Genomic DNA, 13,818 nt, shown 5'->3' on the forward strand with positions numbered 1-13,818 from the left:
CTGTTAGTGAATATTTTCACAAACGGTAGTATCATGTGAATATGGCAATTTCACCCACATTCTCAGCACGACCACGCGTCCTTGTAGTTGGCGGCGGTTACGTCGGCCTGTACACGGCCCTTAACCTGCAGAAGAAGATCGCAAAGTCCGGTGGCATCGTCACCCTTGTTGATCCCCTGCCCTACATGACGTACCAGCCCTTCCTGCCCGAGGTTGCCGGCGGCAACATCGAGGCACGTCACGCAGTGGTGTCGCACCGCAAGCACCTCAAGCACACTGAGCTGATCCAGGGCTCCGTCACGAGCATCGACCATGAAAACCGCACGGCAGTCATTGCCCCGGTTGACGGTGCCACCCCGTTCGAGCTGCCGTACCACGACGTGGTCATGGCTGCCGGTGCCATCACCCGCACCTTCCCGATCAAGGGCCTGGCCGAATCAGGCATCGGCCTAAAGACCATTGAAGAAGCCGTTGCGCTGCGCAACCAGGTGCTCTCGCTCATCGAGCAGGCCGGCACCGAGACCGATCCGGCTGTGCGCAAGCGCCACCTGACGTTCGTCGTCGTCGGCGGCGGCTTTGCCGGCATCGAGACCATTGCCGAGCTCGAGGACATGGCCCGCGCCGCCGTCAAGCTCAACAACCGCGTGGAGCAGTCCGAACTGCGCTTCGTGCTCGTGGAAGCCATGGGCCGCATCATGCCCGAGGTCACCGAGAAGCAGGCCGTCTGGGTTGTGGAGCACCTGCGCAGCCGCGGCATGGAAGTTCTGCTAAACACCTCCCTGGACAACGCCGAGGGCGACGGCATCAAGCTCATCAACCTGCCGGACAAGAGCGTGGCGCAGGAATTTGATGCGGACACGCTGATCTGGACCGCCGGCGTCATGGCCAACCCCATGATCCGCGCCACCGGCTTCCCGTTGGAACCCCGCGGCCGTGTCTCCACCAACACGAATCTGCAGGTCACCGGAGAATTCGGCGTCATCGAGAACGCCTGGGCTGCCGGCGACATTGCAGCCGTCCCGGATGTCACCGGCGGACTGCCGGACGGCACCTGCGTCCCGAACGCCCAGCACGCCCTGCGCCAGGCCAAGCGTCTCGCCAAGAACTTGTGGGCCAGCCGCTTCAACAAGCCGTTGAAGGGCTACAAGCACAAGAACCTCGGCGCCGTTGCAGGCTTCGGCGAGTGGCAAGGTGTTGCCAAGATCATGGGCATCCAACTCAAGGGCCCCCTGGCCTGGCTGGCACACCGCGGCTACCACGGCCTGGCCATGCCCACGGTGGAGCGCAAGTTCCGCGTCATCATGGACTGGTTCGTCACCATGCTGGCGGGCCGTGACTTGGCCCAGCTGGAAAACCTGCAGGCCCCCCGCCGCACCTTCGTCGCCGCCGCAACCCCGGCACCCAAGCCTGCTGCAAAGCCGGCCGAGGTAGCCAAAGAAGAAGTGACAGCTTCGAAGTAGTTCGGGCCTTTTACGCATATTGGGCATAACCGGCGATTCTCCGCATACCTGTTGTTTTTCAACAGCTGGTATGCGGAGAATCGCCGGTTGTGGGCGCGGAAACGGGGAATAGACTAATCCGATGATCATTAGACGTGAAAAGCCAGCCGACAGGCCGGAGATCTTTGCCCTGATTGAGCAGGTGTTCCCGGAACCGGTGGAGGCAAAACTTCTGCGGGAACTCTTTGCCTCGAGGGAGTACCTGCCGGAACTGTCGATTGTCGCAGAATCGGAGTCCGGGGAGATCCTTGGCCACGTGATCAGTACCCGCGGCTGGGTGGGGGAGAGCCCCGCTTTAGGGCTCGGTCCCATTGGGGTGCTGTCCGCCTACCAACAACAAGGTGTGGGTTCGGCACTGATGCAGGCTTCCATCGACACGGCCAATGCCGCGGGTGAACCCGTTGTCCTCTTGCTGGGCAGTACCGACTATTATCCGCGGTTTGGCTTTGTCCCGGCTGATTCCGTGGGCATCATTTCCCCGGACCCGTCGTGGGGTTCACATTTCATGGCCCTGCCGCTGGCTGGATTCCATACCGGCATCCGCGGCCATTTCAAATATGCGGAACCTTTTAACAACTTGTGAGAGTTTTCGGCCCCTGCCCAAATTCCAGTAGTGTTAACGACACCGGGTGCCATACCCGCGCCCCAGTAGCCCAATGGCAGAGGCAACAGACTTAAAATCTGTAAAGTGTCGGTTCGAGTCCGACCTGGGGTACCACTAAAGCCGCGGTCCGGAAGCCCTTGTGAGGGATTCTGGGCCGTGGCCCTTTCTCATTGGGGCACCAGCCACAGCGAGAGTTTTAGCCGCGTTTCAAGTGCCTGAACTGACGTTTGGAAGAACAGCAGATGAACATTAGCTGGTAGATCCCTGATAATGACGCTCTGCGGGAACAAACTGGATGCTCCGAGCGTCGTACTTGATAGAGTAGAAGCACTATTTACCCCCAATCTGGAGGAATCAGCACAATGGCACTTGGTGGAAACCCGGTCTTTGCCAACAACAAGAACTTCAAGGAAGTTCCCGCCTCACAGGGCGGCTACATTAACGGCGGTACGGACACCATGCCGGGGCAGGCACAGCTTTCTGCCCGTCAGTTGCAGGACCTGTACAACAAGCCCTCTGCCAAGGGTGCGCAGACCGGGCGCATGAGCTACGACGACGTCATCATGAAGACTGTCTTCACCCTGGCATTGGTTCTTGTTGGCGCGGCCCTTGGCTGGTTCGTGCCGGTGCTGATGTGGCCCGGCATGATCGTGGGCCTTGTGCTGGGCCTGGTCAACTCCTTCAAGAAGCAGCCCTCCCCGGGGCTGATCCTTAGCTACGCCTTGTTTGAAGGCATGTTCCTGGGGGGCATCTCCGGAATTCTGGAACAGGTCTACCCGGGTATCGCCATCCAGGCCGTGCTGGGTACCCTGAGCGTGTTCCTGGTGACGCTGGTACTCTTCCGCAACGCCAAGATTCGTGCCACACCCAAGATGACACGCTTTTTCATCATCGCCCTGTCCGGCTACGCGCTGTTCTCCCTGATCAACTTCTTCCTGATGGTCTTCAACGTCACCACGACCCCCTGGGGCATCAACGGGATGAACATTCCCGGAACCAACATCCCGTTCGGTGTGGTCATCGGCCTGTTCGCCATCGGGCTGGCCGCGTTCTCGCTGATCGTTGACTTTACCTCGATCGAAAAGGGCGTCCAGAACGGCGTGCCCGCCAAATACGCCTGGACGGCCGCCTTTGGCCTGACGGTGACCTTGGTGTGGCTGTACCTGGAGATCCTGCGCCTGCTTGCCATCCTGCGCGGCAACAACTAGCGTCCCGCCCCAAGAATTAACACCCGGATAGCCCGGTCTGTATACCAGGCCGGGCTTTAATCCCATTTACCAAAAAAATCCGGCAGAACCTGCTACCCTGCCACAAGCGAAAGTACCTCATGAACGTATCCCCTCTGATCTGGGGCATCACCATTGTCGTCATCCTGGCCCTGCTGGCCTTTGACTACTTTTTCCACATCCGTAAGGCGCACATTCCCACCCTGCGTGAGGCCGCCATCTGGTCCTCCATCTATGTGGGGCTGGCCCTTGTCTTCGGCGTGGTGGTCTGGATCCTCGGCGGTGCCACCATGGGCGGGGAGTACTTTGCCGGCTACATCACTGAAAAGGCCTTGAGTGTCGACAACCTCTTTGTCTTCCTTGTCATCATGGCTAGCTTCAAGGTACCCCGCGAAGACCAGCAGAAGGTCCTGCTCTTCGGCATCGTCTTCGCCCTGATCGCCCGCACAGCGTTTATCTTTGCCGGTGCCGCGCTGATCAACACCTGGTCCTGGATGTTCTACATCTTCGGCATCATCTTGCTCATCACGGCAGGGAACCTGCTCAAGGAGGAGGACAGCAACGACGAAGGCGCCGACAACTTCATCATCAAGTTGGCCAAGCGCCTGTTCAACACCTCTGATCAGTACGACGGTGACAAGCTTTTCACCAAGATCGACGGTAAGAAGGTCCTCACTCCGATGCTGCTGGTCATGGTCGCCATTGGCGGCACCGACCTGCTCTTCGCCCTGGACTCCATTCCGGCCATCTTCGGCCTGACCCAGAACGTGTTCATCGTCTTTACCGCGACGGCCTTCTCCCTGATGGGCCTGCGTCAGCTGTACTTCCTGCTGGACGGCCTCCTGGATAGGCTGATCTACCTCTCCTACGGCCTGGCCACCATCCTGGCCTTCATCGGTGTCAAGCTGGTCCTGCACGCCCTGCATGAGAACAACCTGCCGTTCATCAACGGTGGCGAGCACGTCCCGGTCTTCGAGATCTCCACGGGCCTGTCCCTGATGGTGATCATCGGCGTCCTGGCCGTGACCATCATCGCCTCCCTCGTCAGCAAGTCCGGTAAGGCCCAGACGGTCCTGAACAACGCCCGCCGCCACGCCGAAAGCTACCTGGATCTGGACTACACAGCAGATCAGGGCGAGCGCGAGCGTGTCTACAGCCTGCTCATGGTCGAGGAGAAGGCCATCGAAACCATGGAGCCGAAGTACCGTGACAAGCACAAGGACTCCGAGGAGATCTTTGAGCAGATTGCCACGGCTCACCAGCAGCACAAGGATTACCTGAAAAAGTAAGCCCGCTCTAAAAATCTGTGACGCACTTGTTGCGCCCTTTCGTGAATTTCACGGTTTGGGTCCAACGAGTGCGTCACAGTTGTTTAAGCACGACGGCAGGACTCGCCTTGCGCAGTTATTGGAGCCGTCGCGCTCCGGGTGCGGGCGAGACGGCAAAGATGTCAGGAGTGGTGAACCCCGCGTCGGCAAAGGCAGCCAGCACGGCAGTGCGGACGGCTGCTTCGGAGGCGGCGCGAATCAAGGCGATGGCCGAACCGCCAAAGCCGCCACCTGTCATGCGGGCCCCCAACGCCCCGTGCGCCAGGGCCGTGTCCACGGCGAGGTCAAGTTCGGGGCAGGAGATTTCAAAGTCGTCGCGCATGGAGGCGTGGCTGGCGGTGAGAAGCGCACCAATGGCCCCCGGCCCGGCGTCGTCCAGCACGGCAACAGTGTCCAGGACACGCTGGTTCTCCGTGACGATGTGGCGCACCCGGCGGAACGTTTCAGGGTCCAGCAAGCCGGCAGCCTCCCCCAGATCCGCCGCGGTGACATCGCGCAGGGCCGCAACACCAAGGACCTGCGCACCGAGTTCACAGGAGGCGCGCCGGGCAGCATAGCCGCCCGTGGCATGGGCGTGCGTGACCTTCGTGTCCACGACCAGGACCAGCAACCCGTCCGCGGCCAGATCCAAGGGAACCGGCCGAGAGGTCTGTGTGCGACAGTCCAGGAACACGGCATGGCCCTGGGTTGACAGTAACGACGCCGACTGGTCCAGGATGCCCGTGGGAGCACCCACCACCTCGTTCTCCGCCCGCTGGCCCACCAACACCAGCTCCTTGGAACTCAATCCGGCGGCGGCCAGCTCGTTGAACGCGCTCGCCACGGCGCACTCGATGGCTGCCGAGGAGGACAAGCCGGCCCCTGACGGCACCGTAGAGTGCAAGAACAGGTCAAAGCCGCCAACGCTGACGCCCATCTGGCCCAGCACCCACACCACGCCCAGCGGGTAAGCCGTCCAGCCGCTCATGGTGTCGTGCGAAAGCGAGTCCATGTCCACCGTGACCACGCCCTGGTCGCCGTAGCTGGAGAGCAGCCGTGCGGTGCTGTCCTGGCGCAGGCCAATGGCAACACCGGCCGTGCGGTCAATGGCGAACGGCAGCACAAAGCCTTCGTTGTAATCGGTGTGCTCACCAATCAGGTTCACCCGCCCGGGAGCGGACCACACACCATCGGGTGCCTGCCCAAACGCGGCGGTGAACGCTTCCACGATCTGTTCCGGGCTCAAGGATTCACTCATCGGATCCTAACTTTCTGATCTGTCACTTTGGCTCCGGCGGGAGCTTTTAGTGCGGTGGAGGTGGCACGCAACACGGCCGCCGTTTGCTCAGGGGTGGTGTCGTTGATAAAGGCGCCCATGGCGGCTTCGGAACCGGCTAGGAACTTCAACTTGTCGGCGGCGCGGCGCGGGGAGGTGAGTTCTAGGTGCAAGCGGCCCGGCGCGCGGAGTGCCGAATCCAGCGGCGCCTGGTGCCAGGCGGCAATGTACGGCGTGGGGGTGTCGTAGAGGTTGTCCACGCGGCGCAGGACATCAAGGTACATGACGGCGAGCTCGTCGCGTTCGGCGTCGTTGAGCGCCGTGAAGTCGGCTACCTGCCGGTGCGGGGTGAGGTGGATTTCCAGGGGCATGTGCGCGGCAAACGGCACATAGGCGCTGAAGTGCTTGCCCTGGGCGATCATCCGCTCGCCTGACGCTGACTCCTTGGACACGATGGAGCCCAGAAGTGTCTCCCGGCCGTCGTGGGCCTGAAAGTGTTTCAGGGCGGCTGTGGCCATGACGGCGCTGCGCGGTGGTACGTAGGAATATGCATAGATCTGCCCGTGCGGGTGGTGCAGCGTCACGCCAATGTCTTGGCCGCGGTTCTCAAAGGGGAAGACCTGTTTGATGCCGGGCAACGCGCTCAGCGCCTCTGTCCGTTGCGCCCATGCGTCAATGACGGTGCGGGCACGTTGGGTGGACAGCCCACCAAAGGAGCCGGTGTGCTCCGGGGTGAAAGCCACCACTTCGCAGCGGCCAAACGCGCGCCCCTTGGTGCCCCAGACCGGGGCCTGGGCAATGGCGCCCAGGGCTGGTCCCAGGGAGGGGAAACGGTTCTCAAATACCGCAACGTCGTAGCTTGAATCGGGAATCTCGGACAGGTTCTCCCCGGTGGTGGGGCACAACGGGCACTGGTTTGCGGGTGGAAGGTACGTACGGGTCTGGCGGTGTGCGGCAATGGCCACCCAGTCGCCCGTCAGGGCGTCGAAGCGAAGCTCGCCGGTGTTCTCTTCCGAGCGCGGATCAAGCGGCCTGGTGTCCAGGGCCGTGTGAGCCTTGGCGTGTTGGCCGTCGTCAAAGTAGATGAGTTCCCGGCCGTCGGCCAAGTGGGTGCTGGTGGCAATCGTCATAGGGGCTTTCCTGTTGTGGGCGCAAGGGCATTCGGGGTGGCGGGTGCCGCAGCTGTGAAGTTTGGGACAAGGGAGGCGAACAGTTCGCGCATGGCCACGCTGGTGCCGTCGTCGGTGATGATCGTGTCCACAGCACTCACCGCAGCAATCGTGGCCAGCGCACGGACTTGGAACTTGGTACTGTCGGCTAACACCACCAGGCGGCTGGTGGACTCGATGAACGCGGCGTTGGTCTCGGCCTCGAGCAGGTTGGGGCTGGTCAGGCCACGCTGGGCATCCAGACCGTGCGCGCCCATAAAACACAGGTCCGTGTTGAGGGTGCGCAGCGCCATCAGCGTGATGGGACCCACCAGGGCTTCCGACGGGGTGCGCTCGCCACCGGTGACAATGACATGGCACTGGGAATCGCCTTGATGGCGGTACAGGAGTTCGGCCACTTTCAAGGAGTTGGTCACCACTGTCAGGTTGTGCAGTGTTTCCATGGCGGCGGACAGGTGAACGGCCAGCTGGTAGGTGGTGGTGCCGCCTGTCAGGGCCAGCGCCATGCCGGGCCGGATCAGGGCCAAAGCTTCGCGGGCGATGGAGGTCTTGGCTTGCAGTTCTCTATCCACATTCAGCGAGAACCCAGGTTCCAGAGCGCTGAGCCGTACCAGGCCCATGGCACCGCCGTGGACTTTTCTGGCGAGCCCTTGCTGATCAAGGGTTTCAATATCGCGGCGGATCGTCATCTCGGAGACATTGAGCGTCGCGGCGATATCGGTCACCCGCACTGCCTCGTGGAGTTGGAGTTCCTTCAAGATGCGTGACTGACGTTCAGGTGCCAGCATGGGAATCCTCTGCTCAGGAGCTACATGTTCGGACTAAAAAGAATACTTTCAAACAAATTCTTACATCATTTGGGGTATTTTGCTAGTAACGTGGCGATGCTGGTCCGCTTGCCAGCGTGTTGGGCGTGTAGCTTGGCTGTATGAACACTCCAAGGATTCTTGCCGCCAGCGGCCAGCAGTTCACTTTGCGACGCGGCGGCGGTTGCGTCATCGTCGCGTCCCTAGCGGCAGGGCTACGCTACTACGACCGCGCCGGTGTTGAACTGGTGGAAAGCTACGGCACGGACGGGACCGCTCCCGGCGCGGCCGGCATCACCCTTGCCCCGTTCGCCAACCGGGTGGACGGCGGGCGATGGGAGCTAAATGGCACCGTCCAGCAACTGGACATCACCGAAGTTGAGCGCAACAACGCCATTCACGGATTGCTGCGCAATACCGGTTACACGGCACTGGAGTCCTCCGATCATCACGTGCTGCTGGAGGCAGGCATTTTCCCGCAGCATGGCTACCCGTTCCTGGCCAGGCACCAAGTCCGGTACGAGCTCCTCGAGTCCGGGGAACTGCGCGTGGAACAGACGCTAATCAACGACTCACCGACACCGGCGCCCTTCGTCCTGGGGGCGCACCCGTACTTCCGCATAGGAAATACGGCGCCGGAGGAACTGACCATCATGGTGGACGCGCAGACTCGCCTGGCAGTCACGGACCGCATGATCCCCACGGACCGGGTTCCGGTGGGTGGCATCTACGATTTACGCCACGGGCGCCCCGTCAAGGACGCTGTCATGGATACCGCTTTCACGCACCTTGCCGGCTCCGCCGCGGACGACGGTCCTTCCGCGGACGACGGCGTGACCCGGCACACGCTGCACGCACCGGATGGGCGCAGCGTGAGTTTGTGGCACGACGGCACTGTGCGCTACGTCCACGTCTACATCACCGAAACTTTCCCCGGCCGCTCCCTGGCCGTCGCCATGGAGCCCATGACCGGGCCGGCCAACGCGTTCAACTCCGGCGAGGGCCTGAAGTGGCTGGAGCCAGGAGCCTCATTCACCATGCGCTGGGGCATAGATTCTGTCCTCGAATAAGGGACTTCCCACCAGCTGCGACACGGCGCAAATGGACGGCGTTTAACATATCTTTGCCGGGTAGGGAATTATTGACATATGACGCCCTCGCAACAGCCCTCAGAGCGCTACCAAGACAGTGAACAATCAGTGGTCCCCTTTGGCATGAAAGTTGCCGGAGCATGGGCCTGGCGGGTCGGTACGATCGTCGTGGTCGCCGGCATACTGATTTGGTTGCTCAGCTACGTCACTATTTTGATTATCCCCCTCATGGTGGCCGCACTGCTGGCAGCCCTGCTGCTTCCTGTGGTCAAGGGGCTGGGTAAACTCGGCCTCCCACGCGGGCTCAGCGTTGCCATCGCCGAACTGGGGCTCATTGCCGTGGTGGTCGGCGGCTTATACCTGGTGGGCCGGCAAATGGTCTCCGGCGTCACCGCACTGAGTGAAGGCGCCGTCACGGGCGTGATCCAGATCCAGGACTGGCTGATGAGCGGGCCGCTGAGCCTGAGCAGTGATCAAATCAGCAATTATCTCCAAGACGTCCTCAACGCAGTGCAGAACAATGGCAGCACCATTGTTTCCTCCGCGCTGGGAATCGGCAGCGGATTTGGGCACTTCGGTGCGGGGCTTTTGCTCACAATGTTCATCTTGATCTTCTTCCTTCTGGAGGGCGAGAAGATCTGGGCGTTCATGGTTCGTCTCTTCCCGCGCCGCTCCCGCCCGGCAGTGGATGGGGCTGGCCGCCGCAGCTGGCTTTCCCTGGGCAACTACGTGCGCGTGCAGATCCTGGTGGCCGCCGTGGACGCCGTGGGCATCGGCGCCGGAGCCGCCATCATCCAGGTTCCTCTGGCCCTGCCCTTGGGAGTGCTCGTCTTTATCGGCTCATTCATCCCGGTGGTCGGTGCCCTGGTGACAGGCGCCGTCGCCGTGCTGCTGGCCCTGGTGGCCAACGGCTGGGTCAATGCACTGATCATGCTCGGCATCGTCTTGCTGGTACAGCAGCTGGAAAGCCACCTGCTTCAGCCGTTCATCATGGGCCGGGCCGTGTCCTTGCACCCCGTGGCCGTCATCTTGGCGGTTGCGGCCGGATCCAGCGTCGCCGGCATCCTCGGCGCCTTGTTCGCGGTGCCGGTGCTGGCTGCGGCAAATTCCTTCATCCGCTACATCGCGGGCAGAAGCTGGGAAGATGATGCCGCCCTGCCCGACATCTATGGTCTGCGGGCCGGTGGGGCGGCCGTGGCCGCCGAGTCGCAAGCCACCGCCGCGCAGTCCACCCCTTCGCACGAGCCGCCTATGGCGCCGGGGTCACCCAAGGACCCCAGCTAGAACATGCCCACTTTCCATTAGTCCCCGCTCCACCGAAGAAATCCTGAGAAAGAGAACAGTAAAGTGAACGCAACAAGCGACCTTCCCGTAACCCTTGCCGATGTTGAAAGTGCGCGGGAGCTGCTGCAGGAAATTATTGCGCTCACACCCATCGAAAGCTCGCGCGCACTAGGCCGGATGACCGGCTCGGAGGTCTTCTTCAAGTGCGAGAACCTTCAGCGGGCAGGCTCCTTCAAGGTCCGTGGCGCTTATGTTCGCATGGCACGGCTGACACCCGAGGAACGGGCCCGCGGCGTGGTGGCGGCCTCGGCAGGCAACCATGCCCAGGGCGTGGCCGTGGCCGCGAAGGCACTGGGCATCCAGGCCCGGATCTACATGCCCGTGGGCGTTGCACTGCCGAAACTGGCTGCCACGCGCGGGCACGGGGCCGAGGTGGTGCTACACGGCTTCAACGTCGATGAATCCCTCGCCGAAGCCGAGCGGTATGCGAATGAGACCGGCGCCGTGTTTGTGCACCCCTTCAACAACGTCGATGTGGTCTCGGGGCAGGGGACCATCGGTTTGGAAATTCTTGACCAGGTGCCCAACGTGGACACCATCATCATGGGTGTTGGCGGTGGTGGGCTGCTCGCAGGCGTCTCCGTGGCCGTCAAGGCCCGGGCCAAGGAACTGGGGCGCGAAATCAGGGTGATCGGGGTGCAGGCCGAGAACGCCGCCGCCTACCCGCCGTCGTTGGCAGCGGACGCACTTGTGCCCCTGAAAAAGGTCTCCACCATGGCCGACGGCATCGCGGTGGGCCGGCCAGGCCAGCTGCCCTTCTCCATCATTCGTGAACTGGTCGACGACGTCATCACGGTCAGTGAGGATTCCCTAGCCCGGGCGCTGATATTCCTGCTGGAACGCGCCAAGATGGTGGTCGAGCCTGCCGGGGCCGTGGGCGTTGCCGCGCTGATGGAAGGAAAGATTGAAAATCCGGGCACCACGGTGGTGATCCTCTCCGGCGGCAACATCGACCCGATGCTCATGCTCAAGGTCATCCAGCGCGGTCTTGCAGCCGCCGGGAGGTTCCTGACGGTGCGCATGATGCTCAACGACAGGCCGGGCGCCCTGGCCACCATTTCACGGATCATCGCCGAGAACGACGCCAACGTCACCGGAGTGGACCACACACGCGTGGGTGGTTCCATCTCCATGGGCGATGTTTCCATCACGGTTGACCTGGAAACCAAGGGTCATGAACACTGCGAACTGGTGCTCACCGCGCTGCGCGCCGAAGGCTTCCAGCCCATAGTGGTCCACTAAAGCAATGAAAAAGCGGTGACTGGACAGCTGTCCAGTCACCGCTTTTTTTGTTGGGGCTTACGCCTTGTGTGGCTTGGCGGCGAGAATCTCGACGTCGATCGTCTTACCGTTCGGTGCAACGTAACTGATCTTGTCGCCAACCTTGTGACCCATGATGGCCATGCCGAGAGGTGAGCGTTCGCTAAAGACATCCATGTCGGTGCTGCCAACTTCACGGCTGCCGAGCAGGAACTGTGTCTCATCTCCTGCGATCAAGGCCACCACCACCATGCCTTGCTCCACAACGCCATCGTCGGCGGGGGCTTCGCCCACATGGGCGTCGCGCAGCAGCTCGCTCAGTTGGCGGATGCGGGCTTCGATCTTGCCCTGCTCATCCTTGGCGGCGTGGTACCCGCCGTTTTCCTTGAGGTCACCTTCGGAGCGGGCCTGCTCGATCTTGCTGACGATCTCGGCCCGTCCGGGGCCGGAAAGCTGCACCAGCTCGGCCTTCAGTCGATCGAATGCTTCCTGCGTCAGCCAGGCTGCTGACGCCCTGTTGGTGGTAGGCACGGTCTTCTCCTTGAGTGTACAAAAAAGCAAAGACCCCGCCAAAGGCCGTTCCAAAGGTGAAACGCAGCTGGGGCGAACATCGCGTGATGTGCACGTTCCAAACGCGGAACATTCAAAGGTGACCAAGCGGGGCACAAGTAATAGTACTCAGTTTAGTCAATAACTTGGATAAACCCAAGAATCGTTGCGGGCGTGTTACCCCTACTCGACGATCCAACAGTTTTCGACAACTCCGGTTACTGCGAGGGAGTCGGTGCGCATCTGCCCGCGCACCGTCGTCGTCCGCCCGTTTTCACTGCCATCCGCGGTACCGTTGGGGCCAATGGTGATGATGTTCCAACCCACGGTCGCGTAGGTGGAGTTCATGGCCTTCACCGCGCACTGGGCTGTGGCGCCGGGATCTTTGGTGACGGCGATGTCAACAGTGGCCAATGTGGGATCCACCACTTCATAGCTGACAAGTTTTTGCGAGATTCCGGTATTTCCTCCCACCACCACCCAGAGAATCCACGTCAGTGACAGGGCACCCACAACTGACAGGATAATTATTTTGGCTTTTTTGGACAGCGCTCGCTTTGGAGTGCCGTAACGATTAGCTAGGCTGGTAGCTGCTGGAGAATTCAAATTTGTCACTGCATCCACGCTCGTGTTCCGCGGTTCACATCGCGGGCTGGCCGTCCCCCTAGGGAACGGAATACGGACAGGGCAAGTTTAGCGTTCATTCGAGCAGACTTCATCTTCCACCATAGCTCTAAGAATCGAAGGTAGCCGACGTGACCACCACCAAGGGGAATCCCGCCGAACCGCTGCGCTTGTTGGCTGTCCATGCGCACCCCGACGATGAGGCCAGCAAGGGTGCCGCCATGATGGCCTCCTACGCCGCGGCCGGTGTCAGTGTCATGGTTGCCACCTGCACAGGAGGCGAACGCGGAGGCATTCAAAACCCGGCCATGGAGGGTGACCCCCATTCGAGCCGTGACATGGGAGGCGCCCGCCGTCTGGAGATGGCGAAGGCAGCCGCCATCTTGGGAATTGAGCAGCAATGGCTCGGCTTTGCCGATTCCGGGCTACCGGAGGGGGATCCGCTGCCAGCCCTGCCCGCCCATTGCTTTGCGCTGACGCCGCTGGAAATTGCTGCGGCGCCGTTGGTGCGTTTGGTGCGCAGGTTCCGCCCGCACGTGATCATCTCCTATGACGAGAACGGCGGCTATCCGCACCCGGACCACATCATGGCCCACAAGGTCACGGTGGAGGCTTACCACGCTGCCGGGGATCCCGGCCGCTACCCGGGGACCGGTGCAGCTTGGGAACCGCAGAAGCTGTACTACGATCTCGCCTTCAACCCCCAGCGCTTCCGTGCCCTGCATTTCGCGTTGGAGGAAGCCGGCTTGGCTTCCCCGTACGCACAGAGACTGGCGGCCTGGCTGGAGGCGGACACCGAGGGGCACACCCCCCCGGTCGGCTCACACCCCGCCACCACCCAGGTGGATTGCGGGGAGTACTTTGAAAAGCGCGACGATGCCTTGCGCGCCCATGCCACACAGGTTGACCCTGCCGGTTTCTTCTTTGCCGTCACTCCTGAGATGCAGCGCAAAGTGTGGCCGTGGGAAGACTATTCGCTGATAGATTTCCGGGTACCGACCACCGTGCCCGAAAATGACCTGTTTGCTGGCCTACGATAGGTAGTGGACGTTTCCCGCGTGCA

Annotated in this window: 13 protein-coding genes and 1 tRNA gene; 9 read left to right on the forward strand and 5 right to left on the reverse strand. The window is 61.7% G+C overall.

Annotation, left to right across the window (positions count from 1 at the left end; all coding sequences use genetic code 11):
• Positions 1-41 precede the first annotated feature (41 nt).
• The 5 genes from AOC05_RS02420 to AOC05_RS02440 all read left to right on the forward strand — a co-directional run bounded on the left by AOC05_RS02420 (position 42) and on the right by AOC05_RS02440 (position 4,618).
• Positions 42-1,460 (forward strand): NAD(P)/FAD-dependent oxidoreductase, encoded by a 1,419-nt coding sequence (locus AOC05_RS02420; RefSeq protein ID WP_062005379.1) that lies wholly within the window; start codon positions 42-44, stop codon positions 1,458-1,460.
• 121 nt (positions 1,461-1,581) lie between these two features.
• Entirely contained in the window at positions 1,582-2,082 is a 501-nt protein-coding gene (locus AOC05_RS02425) for a GNAT family N-acetyltransferase (RefSeq protein ID WP_062005381.1), read from the forward strand.
• A 59-nt stretch (positions 2,083-2,141) separates the two neighbouring features.
• Positions 2,142-2,217 (forward strand) — tRNA-Leu (locus AOC05_RS02430).
• A gap of 248 nt (positions 2,218-2,465) precedes the next feature.
• Entirely contained in the window at positions 2,466-3,311 is an 846-nt protein-coding gene (locus tag AOC05_RS02435) for a Bax inhibitor-1/YccA family membrane protein (protein WP_062005383.1), read from the forward strand.
• A gap of 119 nt (positions 3,312-3,430) precedes the next feature.
• The gene (locus AOC05_RS02440; protein WP_062005385.1) at positions 3,431-4,618 is read left to right on the forward strand and encodes a TerC family protein; all 1,188 of its coding nucleotides are present in this window, start codon (positions 3,431-3,433) and stop codon (positions 4,616-4,618) included.
• A gap of 115 nt (positions 4,619-4,733) precedes the next feature.
• Here the strand turns inward: AOC05_RS02440 and galK are convergent, their stop codons facing one another.
• From galK to AOC05_RS02455, 3 genes are read right to left on the reverse strand one after another with little or no spacing between them, the layout of a single operon-like run.
• Positions 4,734-5,894: a galactokinase gene (galK, locus tag AOC05_RS02445; protein ID WP_062005387.1), complete on the reverse strand. Its 1,161-nt coding sequence runs from the start codon at positions 5,892-5,894 to the stop codon at positions 4,734-4,736.
• Entirely contained in the window at positions 5,891-7,042 is a 1,152-nt protein-coding gene (gene galT / locus AOC05_RS02450) for a galactose-1-phosphate uridylyltransferase (protein WP_062005389.1), read from the reverse strand. Before galT ends, galK begins: the two co-directional genes overlap by 4 nt.
• Positions 7,039-7,869 (reverse strand): DeoR/GlpR family DNA-binding transcription regulator, encoded by an 831-nt coding sequence (locus AOC05_RS02455; protein WP_082357693.1) that lies wholly within the window; start codon positions 7,867-7,869, stop codon positions 7,039-7,041. Before AOC05_RS02455 ends, galT begins: the two co-directional genes overlap by 4 nt.
• A gap of 140 nt (positions 7,870-8,009) precedes the next feature.
• Here AOC05_RS02455 and AOC05_RS02460 point away from each other — a divergent pair, with 140 nt between their 5' ends.
• From AOC05_RS02460 to ilvA, 3 genes are all read left to right on the forward strand, one after another.
• Positions 8,010-8,957, forward strand: a complete 948-nt coding sequence (locus AOC05_RS02460) for an aldose 1-epimerase family protein (RefSeq protein WP_062005391.1) — start codon at positions 8,010-8,012, stop codon at positions 8,955-8,957.
• 78 nt (positions 8,958-9,035) lie between these two features.
• Entirely contained in the window at positions 9,036-10,262 is a 1,227-nt protein-coding gene (locus tag AOC05_RS02465) for an AI-2E family transporter (protein ID WP_062005393.1), read from the forward strand.
• 63 nt (positions 10,263-10,325) lie between these two features.
• Positions 10,326-11,564, forward strand: a complete 1,239-nt coding sequence (gene ilvA, locus AOC05_RS02470) for a threonine ammonia-lyase (protein ID WP_062005395.1) — start codon at positions 10,326-10,328, stop codon at positions 11,562-11,564.
• Positions 11,565-11,621: 57 nt separating this feature from the next.
• On the opposite strand, the gene greA is transcribed toward ilvA, so the two are convergent.
• Positions 11,622-12,113 (reverse strand): transcription elongation factor GreA, encoded by a 492-nt coding sequence (gene greA, locus AOC05_RS02475; protein ID WP_062005398.1) that lies wholly within the window; start codon positions 12,111-12,113, stop codon positions 11,622-11,624.
• A gap of 201 nt (positions 12,114-12,314) precedes the next feature.
• Positions 12,315-12,644 carry a DUF4307 domain-containing protein gene (locus AOC05_RS02480; protein WP_230085525.1) on the reverse strand — a complete coding sequence of 110 codons (330 nt, stop codon included), beginning with the start codon at positions 12,642-12,644 and terminating at the stop codon, positions 12,315-12,317.
• Positions 12,645-12,886: 242 nt separating this feature from the next.
• Here AOC05_RS02480 and mca point away from each other — a divergent pair, with 242 nt between their 5' ends.
• Entirely contained in the window at positions 12,887-13,795 is a 909-nt protein-coding gene (gene mca, locus AOC05_RS02485; RefSeq protein WP_062005402.1) for a mycothiol conjugate amidase Mca, read from the forward strand.
• The last annotated feature ends 23 nt before the right edge of the window (positions 13,796-13,818 follow it).

The organism is Arthrobacter alpinus (genome assembly GCF_001294625.1).
Classification (GTDB): Bacteria; Actinomycetota; Actinomycetes; order Actinomycetales; family Micrococcaceae; genus Specibacter; species Specibacter alpinus_A.